The organism is Pseudomonas sp. F-14 TE3623 (genome assembly GCF_053629015.1).
Genome location: NZ_JBRJHM010000001.1, coordinates 1087471 through 1109226, shown reverse-complemented (window position 1 = coordinate 1109226; position 21756 = coordinate 1087471). Strand labels below are relative to the sequence as shown.

19 protein-coding genes are annotated in these 21756 nt (G+C 58.9%); 12 read left to right on the top strand and 7 right to left on the bottom strand.

Features of this window, described 5'->3' with window-relative positions; genetic code table 11:
* Positions 1-66: 66 nt before the first annotated feature.
* Positions 67-2517, bottom strand: a complete 2451-nt coding sequence (locus AB7M29_RS05090; protein WP_217855296.1) for a glycogen/starch/alpha-glucan phosphorylase — start codon at positions 2515-2517, stop codon at positions 67-69.
* Positions 2518-2773: 256 nt separating this feature from the next.
* Here AB7M29_RS05090 and AB7M29_RS05085 point away from each other — a divergent pair, with 256 nt between their 5' ends.
* Positions 2774-3214 (top strand): YkgJ family cysteine cluster protein, encoded by a 441-nt coding sequence (locus AB7M29_RS05085; protein WP_217855294.1) that lies wholly within the window; start codon positions 2774-2776, stop codon positions 3212-3214.
* Between the two features lie 208 nt (positions 3215-3422).
* Here the strand turns inward: AB7M29_RS05085 and typA are convergent, their stop codons facing one another.
* A complete protein-coding gene (typA, locus tag AB7M29_RS05080) occupies positions 3423-5243 on the bottom strand; it encodes a translational GTPase TypA (protein ID WP_007907857.1) in 1821 nt (606 codons plus the stop codon).
* 139 nt (positions 5244-5382) lie between these two features.
* Positions 5383-6837 (bottom strand): tRNA uracil 4-sulfurtransferase ThiI, encoded by a 1455-nt coding sequence (gene thiI / locus AB7M29_RS05075; protein ID WP_454246455.1) that lies wholly within the window; start codon positions 6835-6837, stop codon positions 5383-5385.
* 330 nt (positions 6838-7167) lie between these two features.
* Here thiI and glnA point away from each other — a divergent pair, with 330 nt between their 5' ends.
* The 6 genes from glnA (at position 7168) to ntrC (ending at position 13423) form a co-directional block, all read left to right on the top strand.
* Positions 7168-8574: a glutamate--ammonia ligase gene (glnA, locus tag AB7M29_RS05070; RefSeq protein ID WP_007907861.1), complete on the top strand. Its 1407-nt coding sequence runs from the start codon at positions 7168-7170 to the stop codon at positions 8572-8574.
* A gap of 134 nt (positions 8575-8708) precedes the next feature.
* Complete coding sequence (locus AB7M29_RS05065; protein ID WP_454246454.1) at positions 8709-9257, top strand: chorismate mutase; 549 nt, start codon at positions 8709-8711, stop codon at positions 9255-9257.
* A gap of 101 nt (positions 9258-9358) precedes the next feature.
* On the top strand, positions 9359-9874 hold the full coding sequence (locus tag AB7M29_RS05060; protein WP_454246453.1) for a DUF4124 domain-containing protein: 516 nt from the start codon (positions 9359-9361) through the stop codon (positions 9872-9874).
* Positions 9871-10476, top strand: a complete 606-nt coding sequence (locus AB7M29_RS05055; RefSeq protein ID WP_454246452.1) for a DUF4124 domain-containing protein — start codon at positions 9871-9873, stop codon at positions 10474-10476. The genes AB7M29_RS05060 and AB7M29_RS05055 overlap by 4 nt, the downstream gene beginning before the upstream one ends.
* A gap of 428 nt (positions 10477-10904) precedes the next feature.
* Positions 10905-11990, top strand: a complete 1086-nt coding sequence (gene glnL, locus AB7M29_RS05050) for a nitrogen regulation protein NR(II) (RefSeq protein ID WP_038978561.1) — start codon at positions 10905-10907, stop codon at positions 11988-11990.
* Positions 11987-13423 (top strand): nitrogen regulation protein NR(I), encoded by a 1437-nt coding sequence (gene ntrC / locus AB7M29_RS05045; RefSeq protein ID WP_007897405.1) that lies wholly within the window; start codon positions 11987-11989, stop codon positions 13421-13423. Before glnL ends, ntrC begins: the two co-directional genes overlap by 4 nt.
* Positions 13424-14035: 612 nt before the next feature.
* Here the strand turns inward: ntrC and AB7M29_RS05040 are convergent.
* A complete protein-coding gene (locus tag AB7M29_RS05040; RefSeq protein ID WP_264082246.1) occupies positions 14036-14476 on the bottom strand; it encodes a hypothetical protein in 441 nt (146 codons plus the stop codon).
* On the opposite strand from AB7M29_RS05040, the gene AB7M29_RS05035 reads away from it, so the two are divergent.
* Positions 14475-14930: a tRNA (cytidine(34)-2'-O)-methyltransferase gene (locus tag AB7M29_RS05035; RefSeq protein ID WP_007949025.1), complete on the top strand. Its 456-nt coding sequence runs from the start codon at positions 14475-14477 to the stop codon at positions 14928-14930. The two genes, AB7M29_RS05040 and AB7M29_RS05035, sit on opposite strands and share 2 nt — an antisense overlap.
* A gap of 131 nt (positions 14931-15061) precedes the next feature.
* Here AB7M29_RS05035 and secB read toward each other — a convergent pair whose 3' ends face one another.
* Genes secB through AB7M29_RS05020 form a run of 3 tightly spaced genes read right to left on the bottom strand, consistent with a single transcriptional unit; the run spans position 15062 to position 16272 of the window.
* Positions 15062-15547, bottom strand: coding sequence for a protein-export chaperone SecB (gene secB, locus AB7M29_RS05030; protein WP_007897410.1), 486 nt, complete (start codon positions 15545-15547; stop codon positions 15062-15064).
* Between the two features lie 55 nt (positions 15548-15602).
* The gene (gene grxC, locus AB7M29_RS05025) at positions 15603-15857 is read right to left on the bottom strand and encodes a glutaredoxin 3 (RefSeq protein WP_018929204.1); all 255 of its coding nucleotides are present in this window, start codon (positions 15855-15857) and stop codon (positions 15603-15605) included.
* Between the two features lies 1 nt (position 15858).
* Positions 15859-16272: a rhodanese-like domain-containing protein gene (locus AB7M29_RS05020; protein ID WP_123361124.1), complete on the bottom strand. Its 414-nt coding sequence runs from the start codon at positions 16270-16272 to the stop codon at positions 15859-15861.
* Between the two features lie 154 nt (positions 16273-16426).
* On the opposite strand from AB7M29_RS05020, the gene gpmI reads away from it, so the two are divergent.
* From gpmI to AB7M29_RS05000, 4 genes are all read left to right on the top strand, one after another.
* Positions 16427-17956, top strand: coding sequence for a 2,3-bisphosphoglycerate-independent phosphoglycerate mutase (gene gpmI, locus AB7M29_RS05015; protein ID WP_201061495.1), 1530 nt, complete (start codon positions 16427-16429; stop codon positions 17954-17956).
* A 270-nt stretch (positions 17957-18226) separates the two neighbouring features.
* Positions 18227-19519, top strand: coding sequence for a murein hydrolase activator EnvC family protein (locus tag AB7M29_RS05010; protein ID WP_454246451.1), 1293 nt, complete (start codon positions 18227-18229; stop codon positions 19517-19519).
* Between the two features lie 31 nt (positions 19520-19550).
* On the top strand, positions 19551-20870 hold the full coding sequence (locus AB7M29_RS05005) for a S41 family peptidase (protein ID WP_217855278.1): 1320 nt from the start codon (positions 19551-19553) through the stop codon (positions 20868-20870).
* 1 nt (position 20871) lies between these two features.
* Positions 20872-21669, top strand: coding sequence for a divergent polysaccharide deacetylase family protein (locus AB7M29_RS05000; protein ID WP_454246450.1), 798 nt, complete (start codon positions 20872-20874; stop codon positions 21667-21669).
* The last annotated feature ends 87 nt before the right edge of the window (positions 21670-21756 follow it).

The window sequence follows — 21756 nt, the reverse complement described above, 5'->3', positions numbered from 1 at the left end:
GTTGGTGCTTAGTATATCGATCAGGCCCAACGGACGTTGGGCCTTACGCACATTTGTCGCTAAAAGTTACTCCAACGCTTTCCAGATATCCGTGGCGTACTCGCGAATGGTCCGGTCGGACGAGAACCAGCCCATCCGCGCGCTGCTCAATACCGCCGAGCGCCACCATTCTTTCGAGTCGTGCCAGTGAGCCTCGACGCGCATCTGAGCGTTCCAGTAAGAGTCGAAATCGGCGCAGACCAGGAAGCGGTCATAGTCCACCAGCGAATCGATCAGTGTGGTGTAGCGGGACGGATCGTCCGGTGAGAACACCCCGCCGCGAATCGCTTGCAGCACGTCGTTGAGTCGATGGGAGGCGGCAATGTCCGGCGCCGCACTGTATTCATGGTTGAGCTTGCGCGCTTCCACTTGCTCGGCGCTCAGGCCGAAGATGAACATGTGTTCGGCACCGATGCGCTCGCACATCTCCACATTGGCCCCGTCCAGGGTGCCGATGGTCAGCGCGCCGTTGAGGCCGAACTTCATGTTGCTGGTGCCTGAGGCTTCGAAGCCGGCGGTGGAAATCTGCTCCGACAAGTCCGCCGCCGGAATGATGCTTTCGGCCAGGCTGACGTTGTAGTTAGGCAAGAAGACCACTTTGAGCAAACCACGCACGGTCGGGTCGTTGTTGACCACCCGGGCGATGTCGTTGGTCAGTTTGATGATCAACTTGGCCTGGTGATAACTGGCCGCCGCCTTACCGGCGAAGATTTTCACCCTCGGCACCCAGTCGATTTCCGGTTCGGCACGAATCGCCTGATACAGCGCGACGGTGTGCAGCAGGTTGAGCAACTGACGTTTGTATTCGTGGATCCGCTTGACCTGCACGTCGAACATCGCCGCCGGGTTGATCGCGATCCCCAACCGTTCATGAATCAGGTACGCCAGGGCTTTTTTACTGTGCAGCCGCTGCTCGGCGAACTGTTTACGGAATGCCGTCTTTTCGGCAAACGGTTCCAGCCCTATCAGGCTTTCTTCGGGGTTATCCAGCATATCCGGGCCGAGGGCGTCGACCATCATCGAGGTCAACTCGGGGTTGGCCTGATAGAGCCAGCGGCGGAAGGTAATGCCGTTGGTCTTGTTGTTGATCCGCTCCGGATAAAGTTTATGCAGTTCGGAGAACACCGTGCTGCGCATCAGCTGCGTATGCAGGCCGGACACGCCGTTTACGCTGTGAGAACCAAGGAATGCCAGGTTGCCCATGCGCACGCGACGACCGTTGTCTTCCTCGATCAGCGACACCGCACGCAACACGTCGAAATCGTGAACGCCCTTGGCCCGCAACGAATCGATGTGCTGGGCGTTGATCAAATAAATGATCTGCATGTGCCGCGGCAGCATCCGCTCCATCAAACCGACCGGCCAGGTTTCCAGCGCTTCCGGCAACAACGTATGGTTGGTATACGACAGCGTGTCGACAGTGACCTGCCACGCCGCATCCCACGCCACGTCATAAACGTCGACCAACTGACGCATCAACTCGGCCACAGCGATCGAGGGGTGAGTGTCATTGAGTTGAATGGCCGCGTGATCGCCCAGGGTCAGCACCGAGGTGTGCATGTTGCGATGGCGGCGCAGCAGATCCTGCAGGGATGCGGCGACGAAGAAGTACTCCTGACGCAGACGCAGTTCCTGGCCAGCATCGGTGCTGTCCGCCGGATAGAGTACGCGGGAGATACTTTCGGCCCGGGCCACTTCAGCTACCGCGCCCAAGTGGTCGCCAGCGTTAAAGCGCTCCAGGTGCAAATCTTCCATGGCCCGGGCACGCCACAGTCGCAGCGTGTTGACACTCGCGCCGCGCCAACCGACTACCGGGGTGTCATAAGCGATGGCCCGCACGGTTTCCGCCGGGGACCAGACTTGCCTGGATTTGCCGTTTTCATCGGTCACGGTTTCGACACTGCCGCCGAAGCCGATCGGGTAGGCGACCTCCGGCCGCTCGAACTCCCATGGGTTGCCGAAATCCAGCCAGTGTTCGGTCTGCTCCTGCTGCCAACCGTCGACGATGGCCTGGCGGAACAAACCGTGTTCGTAACGAATGCCGTAACCGTGGCCGGCGATACCCAGGGTCGACATGCTTTCCATGAAGCACGCCGCCAGACGCCCGAGGCCTCCGTTGCCTAGCGCCGCATCGGGCTCCAGCAGACGGATGCGTTCGATGTCGACGCCAAGTTCAGTCATGGCCTCGCGGGCCACATCGAGCAGGCCGAGGTTGCTCAAGCTGTCGTAGAGCAAGCGGCCAATGAGAAATTCAAGGGAAAGGTAATAGACCCGCTTCTGACCTTTACGGTAGATCTGCCGGGTGTGGTCCATCCAGTGCTCGACCATGTGATCGCGCGCCGCCAGGGCGATGGCTTCGAACCAGTCGTGGTCGAAGGCATGATCAGGGTCTTTGCCCACCGCGTAGGTAAGCTTGGTCAAGACGGCGTCGCGGAATGCGGCCACCTCTGCTTCGCGAACAAGTGGTTCTTGAGTCATCGATAAGACCTCGAGCGAGCGTGAAGTTGTCTGAGCCTAGTCGGTCTGACAGACCATTGAGACTCTGGTTCGGCAGTTTTCCCTGTTAGTGCGAGATAGATCGACATTACATTGTCGCGTGCCAGAAACAATGCAGGGGCCGTGCCGGACACAGGGATTATTTTGCGCCAAGTGAAAAAATCTGGCGAAAGGTTGTTCAAAAATCCACCAGTCCCGGTATGATCGCGCGCCCTGATGCACACGCTGGTAACAACCGATGATGAAGCCCAACCTGATCGCCGCCGCGGAGATCGATCGCCTCGATACCTGGGCCAAGTACTCTGCCCCGATGTGCGGTTCCTGCGTGTCCAGCTGCTGCACCTTGCCGGTCGAGGTCAAGATCAAGGATCTGATCCGTATCGGCATCGTTGACGAATTCGAGCGTGGCGATCCGCCCAAGAACATCGCCAAGCGTTTGCAGAAGGAAGGGATCGTCGAGCGCTATAACCAGAAGTCCGAGATCTTCACCCTTCAGCGCATGAGCAACAACGATTGCCTGTACCTGGATCGTAAGAGCCGTCTGTGCACTATTTATGATAAGCGCCCGGACACCTGCCGCAACCACCCGAAGATCGGGCCGCGGCCGGGGTATTGCGCGTACAAGCCCAAAGAAGTGGTGCGCGAGAGCAGCAGCCGTCGCACGCTCGAGAAGTTTTAATCCGCCACCGAGTTCTTCGGCGCCTGACAGCCCGCCTTCGCGAGCAAGCCCGCTCCCACATTTGATTTGTGTACGCCGCAAATCAAATGTGGGAGCGGGCTTGCTCGCGAAGGGGCCAGATCAAACACCATACAAACCCCAGACGTACAAAAACGCCCCCGACCTTGCGGTCGGGGGCGTTTTTTTTAAGCGCTAACTAAGTCGAAACTCAGTTACCGGCTTTCTTGGCAGCGCGGGTACGCTCGCTTTCGCCCAGGATCTTCTTACGAAGACGGATGGACTTAGGAGTGACTTCGCACAATTCGTCTTCTTGAACGAATTCCAGAGCCTGCTCCAGAGTGAAGCGGATAGGCGGAACCAGAGCGATGGTTTCGTCTTTACCCGAAGCACGCATGTTGTCGAGCTTCTTGCCTTTGGTTGGGTTGACACCCAGGTCGTTGTCGCGGCTGTTGATGCCGACGATTTGACCTTCGTACACGTCTTCACCGTGACCCAGGAACAGTTTGCCGCGAGCTTGCAGGGTTTCCAGCGAGTAAGTCAGCGCCTTACCGGTAGCAACCGAAACCAGCACGCCGTTCTGACGGCCGGACATGTCGCCGGACTTCATCACGTCGTAACGGTCGAAGATCGAGGTCAGGATGCCTGCACCGGAGGTCAGGGTCAGGAACTCGTTACGGAAACCGATCAAGCCACGAGCCGGGATGTTGTACTCAAGGCGCACACGGCCCTTGCCATCCGGAACCATGTTGGTCAGGTCGCCTTTACGGATACCGATCTGTTCCATGATCGAACCTTGCGATTCTTCCGGCAGGTCGATGGTCACGTTTTCGTACGGTTCGTGCTTGACGCCGTCAACCATGCGGATGATTACTTCCGGACGACCAACACCCATTTCGAAGCCTTCGCGACGCATGGTTTCGATCAGTACCGAGAGGTGCAGCTCACCACGGCCGGAGACTTTGAACTTGTCGGCGGTGTCGCCTTCTTCAACGCGCAGAGCAACGTTGTAGAGCAGTTCTTTGTCCAGACGTTCCTTGATGTTACGGCTGGTGACGAACTTGCCTTCTTTACCGCAGAAAGGCGAGTCGTTTACCTGGAATGTCATGGAAACGGTTGGCTCGTCAACGGTCAGCGGCTTCATCGCTTCGACGTTCAGTGGGTCGCACAGAGTGTCGGAGATGAACAGCTGGTCGAAGCCGCTGATGCAGACGATGTCGCCGGCAGCTGCTTCTTCAACGTCGATGCGGTGCAGGCCGTGGTGACCCATCAGCTTCAGGATACGACCGTTACGCTTCTTGCCGTCGGCGTCGATAGCGACAACCGGAGTGTTCGGCTTGATGCGACCACGAGCGATACGGCCAACGCCGATAACACCCAGGAAGCTGTTGTAGTCCAGAGCGGAGATTTGCATCTGGAACGGACCGTCACGGTCGACTTTCGGCGCAGGTACGTTGTCGACGATCGACTGGTACAGCGGAGTCATGTCTTCAGCCATGTCGGTGTGTTCCAGACCGGCAATGCCGTTCAGGGCCGAGGCGTAGACGACTTTGAAGTCCAGCTGTTCTTCGGTAGCACCGAGGTTGTCGAACAGGTCGAAGATCTGGTCCAGAACCCAGTCCGGACGCGCGCCTGGACGGTCAACCTTGTTGATAACCACGATTGGACGCAGGCCGGCTTCGAAAGCCTTCTTGGTCACGAAACGGGTTTGCGGCATAGGGCCGTCTTGAGCGTCAACCAGCAGCAGAACGGAGTCAACCATCGACATTACGCGTTCAACTTCGCCGCCGAAGTCGGCGTGGCCCGGGGTGTCCACGATGTTGATGTGGTAGCCGTTCCAGTTGATGGCGGTGTTTTTCGCCAGAATGGTAATACCGCGCTCTTTCTCCTGGTCGTTGGAGTCCATCACGCGCTCGTCGTTGAGCTCGTTGCGCTCCAGGGTGCCGGATTGACGCAAGAGTTTGTCTACCAGGGTGGTTTTACCATGGTCAACGTGAGCAATGATGGCGATGTTGCGTAGATTTTCGATCACTTGTGTATCTCGATCAGAGGATTCGGTGTGCTGACAGGTCGTGGCAGCGATTAACTTTAGAGTCCGTCAAAGCCGTTACAGCTTGACGGCGGCGTCGGGGGGCCGGTGACGCAGGCCACAGGCAAACAGCCCCGGGCACTTAGCTCGGTCGATAAACGCGCACATTGGCATGCCCCTCACTGAGCAAATGGTGGGCATGCAGGCGACTCATCACGCCTTTGTCGCAATACAACAGGTACTGGCGAGTAGGGTCCAGTTCCTTGAAACGAGCGTTCAATGCATAAAACGGCATCGTCTGCACCTCAATGCCAGCCAGTTCCAGCGGCTCGTCTTCAGCGGCATCCGGGTGACGGATGTCGATAATGATCTGGCCCGCCAGTGCTTCGCTGACTTCTTCGATCTGCAAATCCTGGCCCAATTCGTCGATCACGCGATCGATCGGCACCAGTTTGGCGTTCTCGAGCGCACGCTCGAGCACTGCCATGTCGAATTCTTTCTCTTCATGCTCCACGCGCGGACGCTTGGCGTGGGTCTTTGGGTTCACCGAGATGACCCCGCAGTATTCCGGCATGTGCTTGGCGAAATCGGCAGTGCCGATTTCGTTGGCCAGGTCGATAATGTCCTGCTTGTGACTGGCGATCAGCGGTCGCAAGACCAGCTTGTCGGTCACGCAGTCGATCACGGACAGGTTCGGCAACGTCTGGCTCGACACCTGGGAAATCGCTTCGCCGGTGACCAGCGCTTCGATCTCCAGTCGATCGGCAATACGGGAAGCAGCGCGCAACATCATACGCTTCAAAACTACACCCATATGACTGTTATCGACTTTCCCGAGAATTTCTCCCAGTACTTCCTCGAACGGCACACTGACAAATAACACGCGTTGGGAGCTGCCGTACTTCTTCCAGATGAAGTGCGCGACTTCCATGACGCCCAGTTCGTGGGCACGTCCGCCCAGATTGAAGAAGCAGAAATGGCTCATCAGCCCGCGGCGCATGATCTGGTAGGCGGCGACGGTGGAATCGAAGCCACCGGACATCAATACAAGCGTCTGTTCCAGGGCACCCAGCGGATAACCGCCGATGCTGTTGTGCTGGCTGTGGATCACGAACAACCGTTTGTCGCGAATTTCGATGCGAACTTCAATTTCCGGCTCTTTGAGCGAGATTCCGGCGGCGCCGCACTGACGACGCAGTTGGCTGCCGACATATTTCTCGACGTCCATGGAGCTGAATTCGTGCTTGCCGGCACGCTTGCAGCGCACCGAAAAGATCTTCCCGGCCAGGGCGTCACCGAAATGCGGCTTGCACTTGGCGACGATGTCATCGAAGTCGCCCAACGGGTATTCATCGACCTGCAGGAAATGCGCGATGCCCGGCATGCAGCTCAGGCGCTCGGTCATCTCCTTCAGGGCTTTCGGCTCGCTGACGCGGGTTTCCAGCTCGAGATTGTCCCACACACCGTTCACCACCACAGCCGGGTCCAGATCGCGGAGCACGGTACGGATGTTTTTGGCCAACTGGCGGATGAAACGCATCCGTACCGGGCGGCTCTTGATGGTGATCTCGGGGAAGACTTTTACGATTAGTTTCATGAAAACAGCGCGCGCTGGGCCAGCCGAAAAAGGGGGGCGCGGATTATAGCGGAAATTGCTCAAGGTTTAACCAGTTAATGTGCAGAAGGTTTTGCGCGCACCAAAACAGGTCATTTATGGATTTCAACGCTACATTACAGGGCGAGGTTTGGCGCTTTTCGAGGCTTTGCACCTTTATAAGCGTGATATTGGGGCAAAAAACCCATGGTGGGGCACTGGCATGCAATTTGCTCCCTTGTGAGGCAGGTTGCCTTGGCAGAGTATTCGCGCCGGCATCACCCACATTCTAAGGGCATCCACTACTAAGCCCGAAGCCACCCGGAGGACACTATGTCGAAGTCGGTTCAACTCATCAAAGATCATGACGTCAAGTGGATTGATCTGCGCTTCACGGACACCAAAGGCACTCAGCACCACGTGACCATGCCGGCTCGCGATGGGCTGGATGAAGCTTTCTTCGAAGAAGGCAAAATGTTCGACGGTTCCTCCATTGCTGGCTGGAAAGGCATCGAAGCTTCCGACATGATCCTGATGCCGGACGACAGCACTGCCGTTCTCGACCCGTTCACCGAAGAGCCGACCCTGATCCTGGTTTGCGACGTGATCGAGCCTTCGACCATGCAAGGCTACGACCGTGACCCACGTGCGATCGCCAAGCGTGCCGAGGAATACCTGAAGTCGACCGGTATCGGCGACACCGTATTCGTGGGTCCAGAGCCTGAATTCTTCATCTTCGACGAAGTGAAGTTCAAGTCCGACATCTCCGGCTCCATGTTCAAAATCTTCTCCGAACAAGGTTCGTGGATGTCCGACCAGGACGTGGAAGGCGGCAACAAAGGCCACCGTCCAGGCGTCAAAGGCGGCTACTTCCCTGTTCCGCCGTTCGACCACGACCACGAAATCCGTACCTCCATGTGCAACGCCATGGAAGAAATGGGCCTGGTCATCGAAGTTCACCACCACGAAGTGGCGACTGCCGGTCAGAACGAAATCGGCGTGAAGTTCAACACCCTGGTTGCCAAGGCTGACGAAGTTCAAACCCTGAAGTACTGCGTACACAACGTTGCTGACGCATATGGCCGCACCGCGACCTTCATGCCTAAGCCTCTGTACGGCGACAACGGTTCGGGTATGCACGTTCACCTGTCCATCGCCAAAGATGGCAAGAACACCTTCGCTGGCGAAGGCTATGCCGGCCTGTCCGATACCGCTCTGTACTTCATCGGCGGCATCATCAAGCACGGTAAGGCTCTGAACGGCTTCACCAACCCGTCGACCAACTCCTACAAGCGTCTGGTCCCAGGTTTCGAAGCTCCAGTGATGCTGGCCTACTCGGCTCGTAACCGTTCGGCTTCGATCCGTATTCCTTACGTGTCCAGCCCTCGCGCTCGTCGTATCGAAGCTCGCTTCCCGGATCCAGCAGCTAACCCGTACCTGGGCTTCGCTGCACTGTTGATGGCTGGCCTGGATGGCATCCAGAACAAGATCCACCCTGGCGACGCAGCTGACAAAAACCTGTACGACCTGCCGCCTGAAGAGGCGAAAGAGATCCCACAAGTTTGCGGCAGCCTGAAGGAAGCCCTGGAAGAGCTGGACAAAGGTCGTGCGTTCCTGACCAAAGGCGGCGTTTTCAGCGACGACTTCATCGACGCTTACATCGCTCTGAAAAGCGAAGAAGAAATCAAGGTTCGTACCTTCGTACACCCACTGGAATATGAGCTGTACTACAGCTGCTGATCCGGTAGCGCCGTGCTACGCGGCGTGACAAAAGAGAGGCCTCCTTCGGGAGGCCTTTTTTATGGGCGACCGTCTGTCATCGAATGCCCGGTTGCGTGCATCATGGCCTTCATCCGATAAAGCCGAGATGCCCCATGCGCCTACGCCCGTGCCTTGCCCTGCTCACCACCCTGCTGGCCAACAGCGCTTTTGCCAGCCCAGCCCCCGCCACCCTCGTCCCGTTGCTTGGCACCATCGAAGAACGCCTGGCGATTGCCGATCAGGTCGCGCTGAGCAAATGGGACAGCGGCAAACCTGTTGAAGACCGGCAGCGCGAGCGCGAAGTCATTGCCGGCGCCGTCGCTCTGGCACCTGCCTATAAATTGAGCAACGAAGCCGTCGAACAATTCTTCTCGGCGCAGATCGAGGCCAACAAACTGGTGCAATACGCGCACCTGTCTGACTGGCATGCACAAGGCAAGGCGCCCAACGATCCCCGCCCCGATCTCGTCGGGCAGATCCGCCCACAACTTGATCAGTTACAAAAACGCCTGCTGCAACAACTGGCCGATTTCAGCCCTTACCGCAACGACCCGCAGTGCCCGTCCTGGCTGGCCAAGGCCAATAAAACCGGCACCCACGCGCCATTGCGTCAGCTTGCCCAGGTACGCGCCACCGCTGAGTTGTGCAGCGCCAGCCGTTGAGCCGACCTGCCGACGTGCGCTGAAGTGCTCTATGCTCAGCGCTTAGTCGCCATGAACGGAACAGGGCCGGACACTTGCCCAACGGCCAATGGAAGCCTGCAATGCGCTCATTGTTGTTATACCTGCTTGTGCTGATTGCCCTGCCCGCCGCCGCGCAGATCTACAAGTACACCGATGCCAACGGCAACACCGCCTACAGCAATCAACCGCCTGATGGCGTAAAGGCTCAACCCGTGGAGTTGCCACCGCTCAACAGCGTCGAGATTCAACCGCCGAGCGAGCCTGTAGCGCCTGCGCAAGCCAGTAGCCGTGAACAGCCCGGCAGCGCCTATCAAGTGCTGGAGCTGACCGGTTTGCCTACCGAAGAAGCCCTGCGCGCCAACAATGGCACGTTCACGGTCAGCGTATTGATCCAGCCGCGGCTGCAAGGCTCTCATCGATTGAGGTTGTTACTGGACGATCAACCCTACGGCCAACCGAGCAACGTCCCGATTCTGCAACTGGTGAACATCGACCGTGGCGAACACCGCCTCGCGGTTCAGGTGATCGATGGGCAAAACGTCGTGCAGCAGAGCCCTACCGTGACTCTCACCGTACAACGGGTGCATAAGCCTTGAGGTTCTGGCTGTTGGTCGCATGGCTGATCTGCCTGCCGGTAATGGCCGAGGTTTTTACCTACATAGACGCCCAGGGCAATCGGGTCTTCACCGATCAGCCGGGCACCCGTAATGCCAAGCGTGTACCACTGGCGACCAGCAATCGAATGTCGGCCAACCCGAGCGGCGCCGGGCCAATGACGGCCGCGAAAAACCAGGCCAAACTCCTGTTTCATTACGACATGCTTCGTGTGCTGGTGCCGGACCCGGATGCCACGATCCGTAGCACTGCCGGTGAATTGATTGTCAGCGTTACCAGCGAACCCGGCTTGCAACAGGGCCATCGCTATCGTCTGCTGCTGGACGGCCAACCCACCGCCGAGCCCGGCCCGAGCCCGGTGTTCGCCCTGAGCAACATCGACCGCGGCACCCATCGCCTGTCGGTGGAAATCCTCGACGAACAGGGCCGTACCGTCGAACGCACGGCGAATCAACCCTTCCACATGCAGCGCATTTCCCTCGCGCAGAAACGTCAGGTCAAACCCTGCGTCCTTACCGACTACGGCCAACGGCCGGAATGTCCTCTCAAAGACAAACCCGAAGAAGAAAAAAGCTTCTTCTGACGCTAATGCCAGTCAGCTAAGGCGCGGAACCTGTGTGAGCGTGGCTTGCCCGCGAAGAATAATGACGCGTAGTACCTGAAAAACCGCGGTGCATTCTTCGCGGGCAAGCCACGCTCCCACAGGATTCTCGTCGCTCAAATTTCTTCACCACAGGCTCTGCACCGGCCTGGCCCTTTCACCTTCCTGCCCCTCTTCTAACTTCGCTCAGGTTTGCGCACTATATTGGTGCAATAGAGTGCACAGTACTCACATCGCAACCCATTTTGGTTCGAAAGTACCCGCGAAAGCTGGCAGAACGCCACGCAAATGAGCGTCAAACGCCTGTTTCAGGCTCTAAACGCTTCTTTTCGGAGCCTTGGTTTGGTTTTTGCATTTTCCCCGTATCGGCGCGTTATTCATGCGCATGCCCCGCTCCAAAAGAGGTCCTGATGACCATTAGCGACGCACTACACCGCTTGCTACTCGACAACCTGACCACCGCCACCATTCTGCTCGACGCCGAACTGCGCCTTGAGTACATGAACCCGGCGGCGGAGATGCTGCTGGCCATCAGTGGTCAGCGTAGCCATGGGCAGTTCATCAGTGAGTTGTTCACCGAATCAACCGAGGCGCTGAACTCCCTGCGCCAGGCAGTCGAGCAGGCGCACCCGTTTACCAAGCGCGAAGCGATGCTCACCGCCCTCACCGGCCAGACCCTGACCGTCGACTACGCCGTGACACCGATCCTGAGCAATGGCGCCACACTGCTGTTGCTGGAGGTTCACCCGCGTGATCGCTTGCTGCGAATCACCAAGGAAGAGGCGCAGCTGTCGAAGCAGGAGACCAGCAAGATGCTGGTACGCGGCCTCGCCCACGAAATCAAAAACCCTCTCGGCGGGATTCGCGGCGCGGCTCAGTTACTCGCCCGTGAATTGCCGGAAGAAAGCCTGCGCGATTACACCAACGTCATCATTGAAGAAGCCGATCGCCTGCGCAATCTGGTGGATCGCATGCTCGGCTCCAACAAACTGCCGTCACTGGCCATGTGCAACGTCCATGAAGTGCTGGAGCGCGTGGGTCAGTTGGTGGAGGCCGAAAGTCAGGGCTGCATCACTTTGGTGCGCGACTACGACCCAAGCATTCCGGATGTGTTGATTGATCGCGAACAGATGATTCAGGCCGTCCTGAACATCGTGCGCAACGCAATGCAGGCCATCAGCAGCCAGAACGAGCTGCGCCTTGGCCGCATCAGCTTGCGCACCCGCGCCATGCGCCAGTTCACCATCGGCCACGTGCGCCATCGCCTGGTGACCAAGATCGAAATCATCGACAACGGCCCGGGGATCCCCGCCGAGCTGCAAGAAACCATCTTCTTCCCCATGGTCAGCGGCCGCCCGGACGGTACCGGGCTCGGCTTGGCCATTACCCAGAACATCATCAGCCAGCACCAGGGCCTGATCGAATGTGACAGCCATCCAGGCCACACCACGTTCTCGATCTTTCTGCCACTGGAACAAGGAGCCACATCGACATGAGCCGTAGTGAAACCGTGTGGATCGTCGATGACGACCGTTCTATCCGTTGGGTCCTGGAAAAAGCCTTGCAGCAGGAAGGCATGACCACGCAAAGCTTCGACAGCGCCGATGGCGTGATGAGCCGCCTGGCGCGCCAGCAGCCGGACGTGATCATCTCCGACATCCGCATGCCGGGCGCCAGCGGTCTGGACCTTCTGGCACGGATTCGCGAACAACACCCACGACTGCCGGTGATCATCATGACCGCGCACTCCGACCTGGACAGCGCTGTCGCATCCTATCAGGGCGGCGCATTTGAATACCTGCCCAAGCCGTTCGATGTCGACGAAGCCGTCTCTCTGGTCAAGCGCGCCAATCAGCACGCTCAGGAACAGCAAGGCCTGGAAGTCCCGGTCGCCTTGACCCGCACCCCGGAAATCATCGGCGAAGCGCCGGCGATGCAGGAAGTGTTTCGCGCCATCGGGCGCTTGAGCCACTCCAACATCACCGTGTTGATCAATGGCGAATCGGGTACCGGTAAAGAACTGGTGGCCCACGCCCTGCACCGTCACAGCCCACGGGCGGCCTCGCCGTTCATTGCGCTGAACATGGCGGCGATCCCCAAGGATCTGATGGAGTCCGAACTGTTCGGCCATGAAAAAGGCGCATTCACCGGCGCGGCCAACCTGCGTCGCGGGCGTTTTGAGCAGGCGGACGGTGGCACACTGTTCCTCGATGAAATCGGCGACATGCCGGCGGATACCCAGACTCGCTTGCTGCGAGTATTGGCGGACGGTGAGTTCTACCGCGTAGGCGGCCATGTGCCAGTGAAGGTCGATGTGCGAATCATCGCCGCGACTCACCAGAATCTGGAAACCCTGGTGCATGCCGGAAAATTCCGTGAGGACTTGTTCCACCGCCTCAACGTGATCCGCATCCACATTCCACGGCTGTCGGACCGTCGCGAAGACATCCCGACCCTGGCCAAGCACTTCCTCAGCCGCGCCGCGCAAGAACTGGCGGTGGAACCGAAGCTGCTGAAAAGCGAAACCGAGGAATACCTGAAAAACCTGCCGTGGCCAGGCAACGTGCGTCAGCTGGAAAACACCTGCCGCTGGATCACTGTGATGGCTTCGGGTCGCGAAGTGCACATCAGCGATCTGCCGCCAGAACTGCTGAGCCTGCCGCAGGACTCGGCGCCGGTGACCAACTGGGAGCAAGCGTTGCGTCAGTGGGCTGATCAGGCGCTGGCTCGCGGTCAGTCGAGCCTTCTGGATAGCGCCGTGCCGGCCTTCGAGCGGATCATGATCGAAACCGCCCTCAAACACACCGCCGGCCGCCGCCGCGACGCCGCCGTGCTACTGGGTTGGGGCCGCAATACCTTGACCCGCAAGATCAAGGAATTGGGGATGAAGGTTGATGGTGGGGATGATGATGAGGGGGATGAGGGTTAAACACCCTTTAGCTCTTCGTTGACCGCAAGATCCAATCGCGGGCAAGCCCGCTCCCACAGGATTTGTGCCAAGCCCGTCTATTTGTGGCTGACATCAACTCCATGTGGGAGCAGGCTTGCCCGCAAAGAGGCCATCACATTCAACATTGATGTTGAATGACACACCGCTTTCGCGAGCAAGCCCGCTCCCACATTTAGGGCTCAATGCACCGCACCAATGCACCATGACCCGCAATCGCGCACGACAACCGATCCAAAATCCGACCTCCATCTAAAAAAAACCATATCGAAGAAACACAAAAGCCCCGAATTACGGGGCCTTCAGCGCTGCCCAGCGGCTTTCTGTTGCAACTTGTTAAAAACTGGCACGCCCCCTGCAATAGTCCAATCAGTGATTCGATTCACTACCCAGTTTCGGGGACCTTGGTACAGGCAGGCCGGGGATTCCCCTCTTTACACCGGGCTCATACCGCAACTGCGACGAGCCCATCCCGTTTTGGGGTCCTTGGTACAGGCAGGCCGGGGATTCCCTCTTTACACCGGGCTCACGCCGCAATGCGCGAGCCCTCCCGTTTTGGGGACCTTGGTACAGGCAGGCCGGGGATTCCCTCTTTTATTGCTCTCGGAGATGGATCTCCAGCCGCCAGCGGTCATCGACCTCGCTACCGGCCCACTCGCCCTGCAGCGGCCGGGCCGCCACCACCGTCAGCAACAATCCCCCATCACTCAATCGCGTTCGCCAGTTCACGTCTCTGCCGTTGAGCTTGAGCTGACCTTTCTGTGCACGGCCTTCAGCCTCGAACAACAGCGCCACGCTGCCGTCGACTATCTCGCCGTGGGTTTTGGGTTCGTTGTTGAACCACACCACCAGCCCATCGTCCGTCACCTCGACCTGCTGTAAAACGCTGGGGTCGGGCGCGGTCAGTCGACCGATCATCAGGCCCACCATCATCCCGACAATCGCCAGCGAAGCCATCACTCGCGGGAATAGTTTCGAACGAGGGTCCTTTGGCGGCGTAGAATGCCCGTCATCTTTACCTTCGGAGCCGTGCATGTTTCACGTCATCCTTTTCCAACCAGAAATTCCGCCGAATACCGGCAACGTTATCAGGCTGTGCGCCAACAGTGGCTGCCACCTGCATTTGATCGAACCGCTGGGCTTCGAGATGGACGACAAGCGCCTGCGCCGGGCCGGCCTCGATTACCATGAGTATGCCACCCTGCAACGCCACGCAGACCTCGCCAGCTGCCTGGAAAGCCTCGGCCATCCACGGCTGTTCGCCTTTACCACCAAGGGCTCGCGGCCATTTCACGACGCCAGCTTCGCCGAGGGCGATGCCTTCCTGTTCGGCCCGGAAAGCCGTGGCTTGCCGGCCGAAGTGCTCGACGCCTTGCCCGGCGAACAACGCCTGCGTTTGCCGATGCGCGAAGGCTGTCGCAGCCTGAACCTGTCCAACACCGTGGCCGTCGCCGTATATGAAGGCTGGCGCCAGCTCGGGTTCAAGTAACACCACATAACAAATGTGGGAGCGGGCTTGCTCGCGAAGGGGTCATCAGCTGCAACATTAATGCTGACCGATATACCGCTTTCGCGAGCAAGCCCGCTCCCACATTGGACTTGCTTTGACTTCAGGACCGCTTACTGAACGGTTGGAGTCTCGCCAGCCGCCTGCATGCGTTGCAGCTCTTGTGCGTACAGCGCGTCGAAGTTCACCGGGGCCAGCATCAGGGCCGGGAACGAACCGCGGGTCACCAGGCTGTCCAGGGTTTCGCGAGCGTACGGGAACAGGATGTTCGGGCAGAAGGCGCCGAGGGTGTGGCTCATCGAAGCATCGTCCAGGTTCTTGATCAGGAAGATCCCGGCCTGTTGCACTTCAGCAATGAACGCCACTTCTTCACCGTTTTTCACGGTGACCGACAGGGTCAGTACGACTTCGTGGAAGTCGCCTTCCAGAGCCTTCTGGCGAGTGTTCAGATCCAGACCGACGCTCGGCTCCCACTGCTGGCGAAAAATCGCCGGGCTTTTCGGGGCTTCGAAGGACAAGTCACGTACGTAGATGCGCTGCAAGGAGAATTGCGGTGCGGTTTCTTCTTCGCTAGCTGCAGTGTTCTGTTGGTCAGTCATCTCAGATCCTTTCTGATCTCGGGTCTTGTAGGGTTGGCTATTTCAAGTAAGGCAGTCAGGCCTTGAGCATGGCGTCGAGCTTGCCGGCGCGCTCCAGGGCAAACAAATCATCACAGCCGCCAACGTGGGTGTTGCCGATCCAGATCTGTGGCACGGACGTTCGTCCGGCCTTCTGAGCCATCGCGGCACGTACCTGCGGCTTGCCATCGACCTTGATCTCTTCGAAGGCTACGCCTTTGTTCTCGAGCAGGTACTTGGCTCGCGAGCAATAAGGGCAGTAATCGCTGGAATAGACGACGACGTTGTTCATATCACTTCACCAGCGGCAGATTGTCGGCTTTCCAGCTGGAAATACCGCCGGACAGCTTGGCGGCGGTGAAGCCGGCTTTCATCAGTTCGCGGGCATGAGTGCCGGCAGTCTGGCCCATGGCGTCGACCAGGATAATGGTCTTGGCCTTGTGCTTTTCCAGTTCACCAACGCGAGCGGTCAGTTTGTCGTGAGGAATGTTCAACGCGCCAACAATGTGACCGGCGGTGAAATCCTTGATCGGACGGATGTCGATCACCACGCCTGCGTCCTTGTTAACCAGCCCGGTCAGTTCACCGGTGCTCAGGCTGCGGCCGCCGCCCTGCATCTGATAAGCGATCAGCAACGCCAGCAGTACGACGAAGATACCGACGAGCAAATAGTGGTTAGTGGCAAATTCAATCAGGTGAGCAACCATCGAAGGAGGTTCCAGGGCGTTAAAATGTCGGCCAGTATACACAGCCACTATGGTGGGCCAAACCCCGTCCGGCGGTGACGGCGCCGGAACTTCGCTTTAAACTGCCACTCCCTTTTCCATCGCCCTCTTTATAACTCAGCCACGAGTGGAATCCATGACTACCACGCCTAAACCTTTGGTCCTGATTATTCTCGACGGCTTCGGTCACAGCGAGAGCCCTGAATCCAACGCCATCTTTGCAGCGAAGAAGCCCGTACTGGACCGTCTGTGGGCCACCGTGCCGAACGGCCTGATCTCGGGCAGCGGCATGGACGTCGGCTTGCCGGACGGCCAGATGGGCAACTCCGAAGTCGGTCACATGAACCTCGGCGCCGGCCGCGTTGTGTACCAGGACTTCACGCGTGTGACCAAAGCGATCCGCGACGGCGAGTTCTTCGAGAACCCGACCATCTGCGCCGCGGTGGATAAAGCCGTTGCTGCCGGCAAAGCCGTGCACTTCATGGGCCTGCTGTCCGATGGCGGCGTTCACAGCCACCAGGATCACCTGGTCGCCATGGCTGAACTGGCCTACAAGCGCGGCGCCGAAAAAATTTACCTGCACGCCTTCCTTGATGGCCGCGATACGCCACCGAAAAGCGCCCAGTCGTCGATCGAGTTGCTGGACGCGACCTTCGAAGCCCTCGGCAAAGGCCGGATCGCCAGCATCATTGGCCGTTACTACGCCATGGACCGCGACAACCGTTGGGATCGCGTGTCCCAGGCCTACAACCTGATTGTCGATGGCAGCAGCGAATTCAATGCCGCCACCGCGCAGGAAGGCCTGCAAGCGGCTTACGAGCGTGGCGAAAGCGATGAATTCGTCAAAGCCACCTCCATCGGCGAACCGGTGAAAGTCGAAGACGGCGACGCCGTAGTCTTCATGAACTTCCGCGCCGACCGTGCCCGCGAACTGACCCGCGTGTTCGTCGAAGACGATTTCAAGGAATTCGAACGTGCTCGCCAGCCAAAACTGGCCGGTTTCGTCATGCTGACCCAATACGCCGCCAGCATCCCCGCGCCGTCGGCCTTCGCCGCGAGCAGCCTGGACAACGTGTTGGGCGATTACCTGGCGAAAAACGGCAAGACGCAGCTGCGCATCGCCGAAACCGAGAAGTACGCCCACGTGACTTTCTTCTTCTCTGGCGGTCGCGAAGAACCGTTCCCGGGCGAAGAACGCATCCTGATCCCGTCGCCGAAAGTCGCCACCTATGACTTGCAGCCCGAGATGAGCGCCCCGGAAGTCACCGACCGTATCGTCGATGCCATCGAAAACCAGCGTTACGACGTGATCGTGGTCAACTACGCCAACGGCGACATGGTCGGCCACAGCGGTGTGTTCGACGCGGCAGTTAAAGCGGTCGAGTGCCTGGACCTGTGCGTCGGCCGTATTGTCGATGCCCTGGAAAAAGTCGGCGGTGAAGCCCTGATTACTGCTGACCACGGCAACGTCGAGCAAATGTCCGATGCATCCACTGGCCAGGCGCACACCGCGCATACCACCGAGCCGGTGCCGTTCATCTATGTCGGCAAGCGTGACTTCAAGGTTCGCGGCGGCGGCGTGCTGGCGGATGTCGCGCCGACCATGCTGATGTTGCTGGGGCTGGAGAAACCGGCGGAGATGACGGGTACTTCGATTCTGGTGTAATCAAAGGGGAATTGCTCAAATCCCTTGAAACAGCACCAATCAACTGTGGGAGCGGGCTTGCTCGCGAAAGCGGTCTGACAGTCAACATTGATGTTGAATGTGATGTCCCCTTCGCGAGCAAGCCCGCTCCCACATTGGTTTTGTGGTGTTTTTGGAGAACGTAACGCCCTGAACCCCACTCCAGTTATCACACAACCCCAATTGGGCATTTTTTTTGCTGCGCTTGGCGGGCATACTAGGCCGTCCCTTTCCCTGGTGTCGCCCGCCTCTATGCTTCGCGTCCTGATAGCCCTTGCCCTGACTTGCCTGCTTCAACCGGCCTTTGCCGACGAGCGCACGCAAACCCAACAACAGTTGGACGCCACGCGTCAGGACATTGCCGAGCTGAAGAAACTGCTGGGCAAACTCCAGGAAGAAAAATCCGGGGTGCAGAAAGACCTCAAGGGCACCGAAACCGAGATGGGCAAGCTCGAGAAGCAGGTCGAAGCCCTGCAAAAAGAGTTGAAGAAAAGCGAATCCGAGCTGCAGCGACTCGATGGTGAGAAAAAAAAACTCCAGAGCGCGCGCATTGAACAGCAACGACTGATCGCCATCCAGGCCCGCGCGGCCTATCAGAATGGCCGTCAGGAGTACCTGAAGCTGCTGCTCAACCAGCAGAACCCGGAAAAATTCGCCCGCACCCTCACCTATTACGACTACCTGAGCCAGGCCCGCCTGGAGCAGCTGAAGAATTTCAACGAAACCCTGCGCCAACTGGCCAATGTCGAAAAAGACATCGCCATGCAGCAGGCGCAATTGTTGGTGCAGAAAAGCAGCCTCGACAGCCAGCGCGACGAACTCGACAAGGTCCGCAAGGAACGCCAGCAAGTCCTGGCCAAACTCAGCGACGACGTGAAGGCCCGCGATCAGAAACTGGCGGCGCGCGAGCAGGATCAGGCGGACCTGTCTAAAGTCCTTAAAACCATTGAAGAAACCTTGGCCCGTCAGGCCCGAGAGGCAGAAGAGGCGCGGCAAAAAGCGCTGATCGCCCAGCAGGAAGCCGAAAAAAAGCGTTTACGTGAGGCTCAGGCTGAAGCAGATGCCACCGATGCCCCACGCAAACCCGCTAAATCGACACCCGGCGCACTGGTTTCAAGTTCAGGCGAAACCTTTGGCGGCCCCTTTGCTTCCACCCGCGGCAAACTTCCATGGCCGGTTGATGGTCGACTGCTGGCGCGCTTCGGTGAAAGCCGTGGCGACGATGCCCGCACCAAATGGGACGGCGTGATGATCAGCGCCTCCGCCGGCAGCCAAGTGCATGCCGTTCACGGCGGCCGCGTGGTGTTTGCCGATTGGTTGCGAGGCGCCGGGTTGCTGGTGATCCTCGACCACGGTAACGGTTTTTTGAGTCTTTACGGTCACAACCAGACGTTGCTCAAGTCTGCGGGTGACGTGGTAAAAGCCGGTGAGTCCATCTCCACTGTCGGCAACAGTGGCGGGCAGGACACACCAGCGCTGTATTTCGCTATTCGTCAGCAGGGTCACCCGAGTGATCCGGCGCAATGGTGTCGTGCGCAAGGATAAGTACGCCATCTACTTCAGGAGTTCGTTCGACATGCTGTATTTGTCCCGCCTTACCTCGCTGGCCCTGACGATTGCCCTGGTGATCAGCGCGCCGTTGGCGTTTGCCGCTGAGCCTGCCCCGGCGGTCGCACCTGCAGGCACTGCTGCGACCACCAAGGCGCCATTGCCGCTGGACGAGTTACGCACCTTTGCCGAAGTCATGGACCGGATCAAGGCAGCCTACGTAGAACCGGTGGACGACAAGACCCTGCTGGAAAACGCCATCAAAGGCATGCTCAGCAACCTCGACCCACACTCCGCGTACCTGGGCCCGGAAGACTTCGCTGAATTGCAGGAAAGCACCAGCGGCGAATTCGGCGGCCTGGGCATCGAAGTCGGCGCCGAAGACGGTTTCATCAAAGTGGTTTCGCCCATCGATGACACCCCGGCCTCCAAGGCCGGCATTCAGGCTGGCGACTTCATCGTCAAGATCAACGGCCAGCCGACTCGCGGCCAGAGCATGACCGAAGCCATCGACAAGATGCGCGGCAAGATCGGCCAGAAGATCACCCTGACCCTGGTACGCGACGGTGGTGCGCCGTTCGATGTGACCCTGGTCCGCGCCATCATTCAAGTGAAAAGCGTGAAGAGCCAGCTGCTGGAGTCCGGCTACGGCTACATCCGCATCACCCAGTTCCAGGTCAAGACCGGCGAAGAGGTCTCCAAGGCCCTGGCCAAGCTGCGCAAGGACAACGGCAAGAAGCTCAGCGGTATCGTCCTCGACCTGCGTAACAACCCGGGCGGCGTGCTGCAATCGGCGGTAGAAGTGGTCGACCACTTCATCACCAAGGGCCTGATCGTCTACACCAAGGGCCGCATCGCCAACTCCGAACTGCGCTTCTCCGCCACCGGCAAGGACGAAAGCGAAGCCGTGCCAATGGTCGTACTGATCAACGGCGGCAGCGCCTCGGCCTCGGAAATTGTCGCCGGCGCCCTGCAGGATCAGAAACGCGCAGTCGTCATGGGCACCACCAGTTTCGGCAAAGGCTCGGTCCAGACCGTGTTGCCGCTGAACAACGAACGCGCACTGAAAATCACCACGGCGCTGTACTACACACCGAATGGTCGCTCGATTCAGGCGCAGGGCATCGTCCCGGATATCGAAGTACGCAGGGCCAAGATCACCAACGAGCAGGACGGCGAATACTTCAAGGAAGCCGATCTGCAAGGTCACCTGGGCAATGGCAACGGCGGCGCCGACAAACCGACCGGTTCCAGTGGCAAAGCCAAGGCCATGCCACAGGATGACGATTATCAGTTGGCCCAGGCCCTGAGCCTGCTCAAAGGGCTGAGCATCACCTCCGGCCGCTGAGATGCGCCTGCGGTTGCTCCTTGGTCTGCTGTGCTGTCTGGCGGGTGTCGCTCACGCGGCGCCTGCCACAACAGCGGCCACACCTCACAAGGCTTATCTGAGCCTGATCATCGATGACCTGGGGCAGAACCTGCTCCAGGATCGCCGTGTGCTGGCGCTGCCCGGCCCGGTCACCGCGGCAATCATGCCCGACACTCCCCACGCCACCGAGTTCGCCCGCGAAGCCCATCGCGCCGGCAAGATCGTCATCCTGCACATGCCCATGGCCCCGGCCACCGGGCCGTTTGCCTGGCATCCCGAATTACCTATCGAAGAACTCGAGAAGCGCTTGAACGCAGCGTTCAAGGCTGTGCCGTATACCGCTGGCATCAACAACCACATGGGCAGCCGCATGACCGCGCAGCAACCGGCCATGGCCTGGCTGATGGCGGACTTGCAGCGTCGGCACAAGTTCTTCGTCGACAGCCGCACCAGCGCGCAAACCGTGGCGGCCGCGGAGGCGCAGAAGATTGGTCTGGCGAGCGTTTCGCGGGATGTGTTCCTGGATGACGAGCCTACTGAAGCCGCGATTTTTACTCAGCTACAGACAGCTATCAGCCTGGCGCGAAAGCAAGGTTCTGCGGTGATGATCGGGCATCCGTATCCGCAGACATTGGCGGTGCTTGAACGTGAATTACCCAAGCTCAAGGCTCAGGGCATTGACTGGATCGATATCAAACAGATGATCAGTGCGCGCGGCAATCGTGCAACGGCAGCGCACGGCAAGGATGGTCAGTACCACCTCCCGACCGCCCGGTAATTCCTCGCGGCCCACTCCATTTCGCGATAACTATTTATACCTGTCGGCACACAGACGCGTGCCACGATAGCGCTCACCCCGAATTTC

Coding starts and splice junctions, on each gene's coding strand:
- glnL (WP_038978561.1), top strand. CDS start 10,905: ATGACCATTAGCGACGCACTACACCGCTTGCTACTCGACAACCTGACC.
- AB7M29_RS05060 (WP_454246453.1), top strand. CDS start 9,359: ATGCGCTCATTGTTGTTATACCTGCTTGTGCTGATTGCCCTGCCCGCC.
- AB7M29_RS05065 (WP_454246454.1), top strand. CDS start 8,709: ATGCGCCTACGCCCGTGCCTTGCCCTGCTCACCACCCTGCTGGCCAAC.
- AB7M29_RS05000 (WP_454246450.1), top strand. CDS start 20,872: ATGCGCCTGCGGTTGCTCCTTGGTCTGCTGTGCTGTCTGGCGGGTGTC.
- AB7M29_RS05005 (WP_217855278.1), top strand. CDS start 19,551: ATGCTGTATTTGTCCCGCCTTACCTCGCTGGCCCTGACGATTGCCCTG.
- AB7M29_RS05035 (WP_007949025.1), top strand. CDS start 14,475: ATGTTTCACGTCATCCTTTTCCAACCAGAAATTCCGCCGAATACCGGC.
- AB7M29_RS05020 (WP_123361124.1), bottom strand. CDS start 16,272: ATGGTTGCTCACCTGATTGAATTTGCCACTAACCACTATTTGCTCGTC.
- gpmI (WP_201061495.1), top strand. CDS start 16,427: ATGACTACCACGCCTAAACCTTTGGTCCTGATTATTCTCGACGGCTTC.
- AB7M29_RS05085 (WP_217855294.1), top strand. CDS start 2,774: ATGATGAAGCCCAACCTGATCGCCGCCGCGGAGATCGATCGCCTCGAT.
- glnA (WP_007907861.1), top strand. CDS start 7,168: ATGTCGAAGTCGGTTCAACTCATCAAAGATCATGACGTCAAGTGGATT.
- secB (WP_007897410.1), bottom strand. CDS start 15,547: ATGACTGACCAACAGAACACTGCAGCTAGCGAAGAAGAAACCGCACCG.
- grxC (WP_018929204.1), bottom strand. CDS start 15,857: ATGAACAACGTCGTCGTCTATTCCAGCGATTACTGCCCTTATTGCTCG.
- thiI (WP_454246455.1), bottom strand. CDS start 6,837: ATGAAACTAATCGTAAAAGTCTTCCCCGAGATCACCATCAAGAGCCGC.
- AB7M29_RS05040 (WP_264082246.1), bottom strand. CDS start 14,476: ATGCACGGCTCCGAAGGTAAAGATGACGGGCATTCTACGCCGCCAAAG.
- AB7M29_RS05090 (WP_217855296.1), bottom strand. CDS start 2,517: ATGACTCAAGAACCACTTGTTCGCGAAGCAGAGGTGGCCGCATTCCGC.
- AB7M29_RS05010 (WP_454246451.1), top strand. CDS start 18,227: ATGCTTCGCGTCCTGATAGCCCTTGCCCTGACTTGCCTGCTTCAACCG.
- ntrC (WP_007897405.1), top strand. CDS start 11,987: ATGAGCCGTAGTGAAACCGTGTGGATCGTCGATGACGACCGTTCTATC.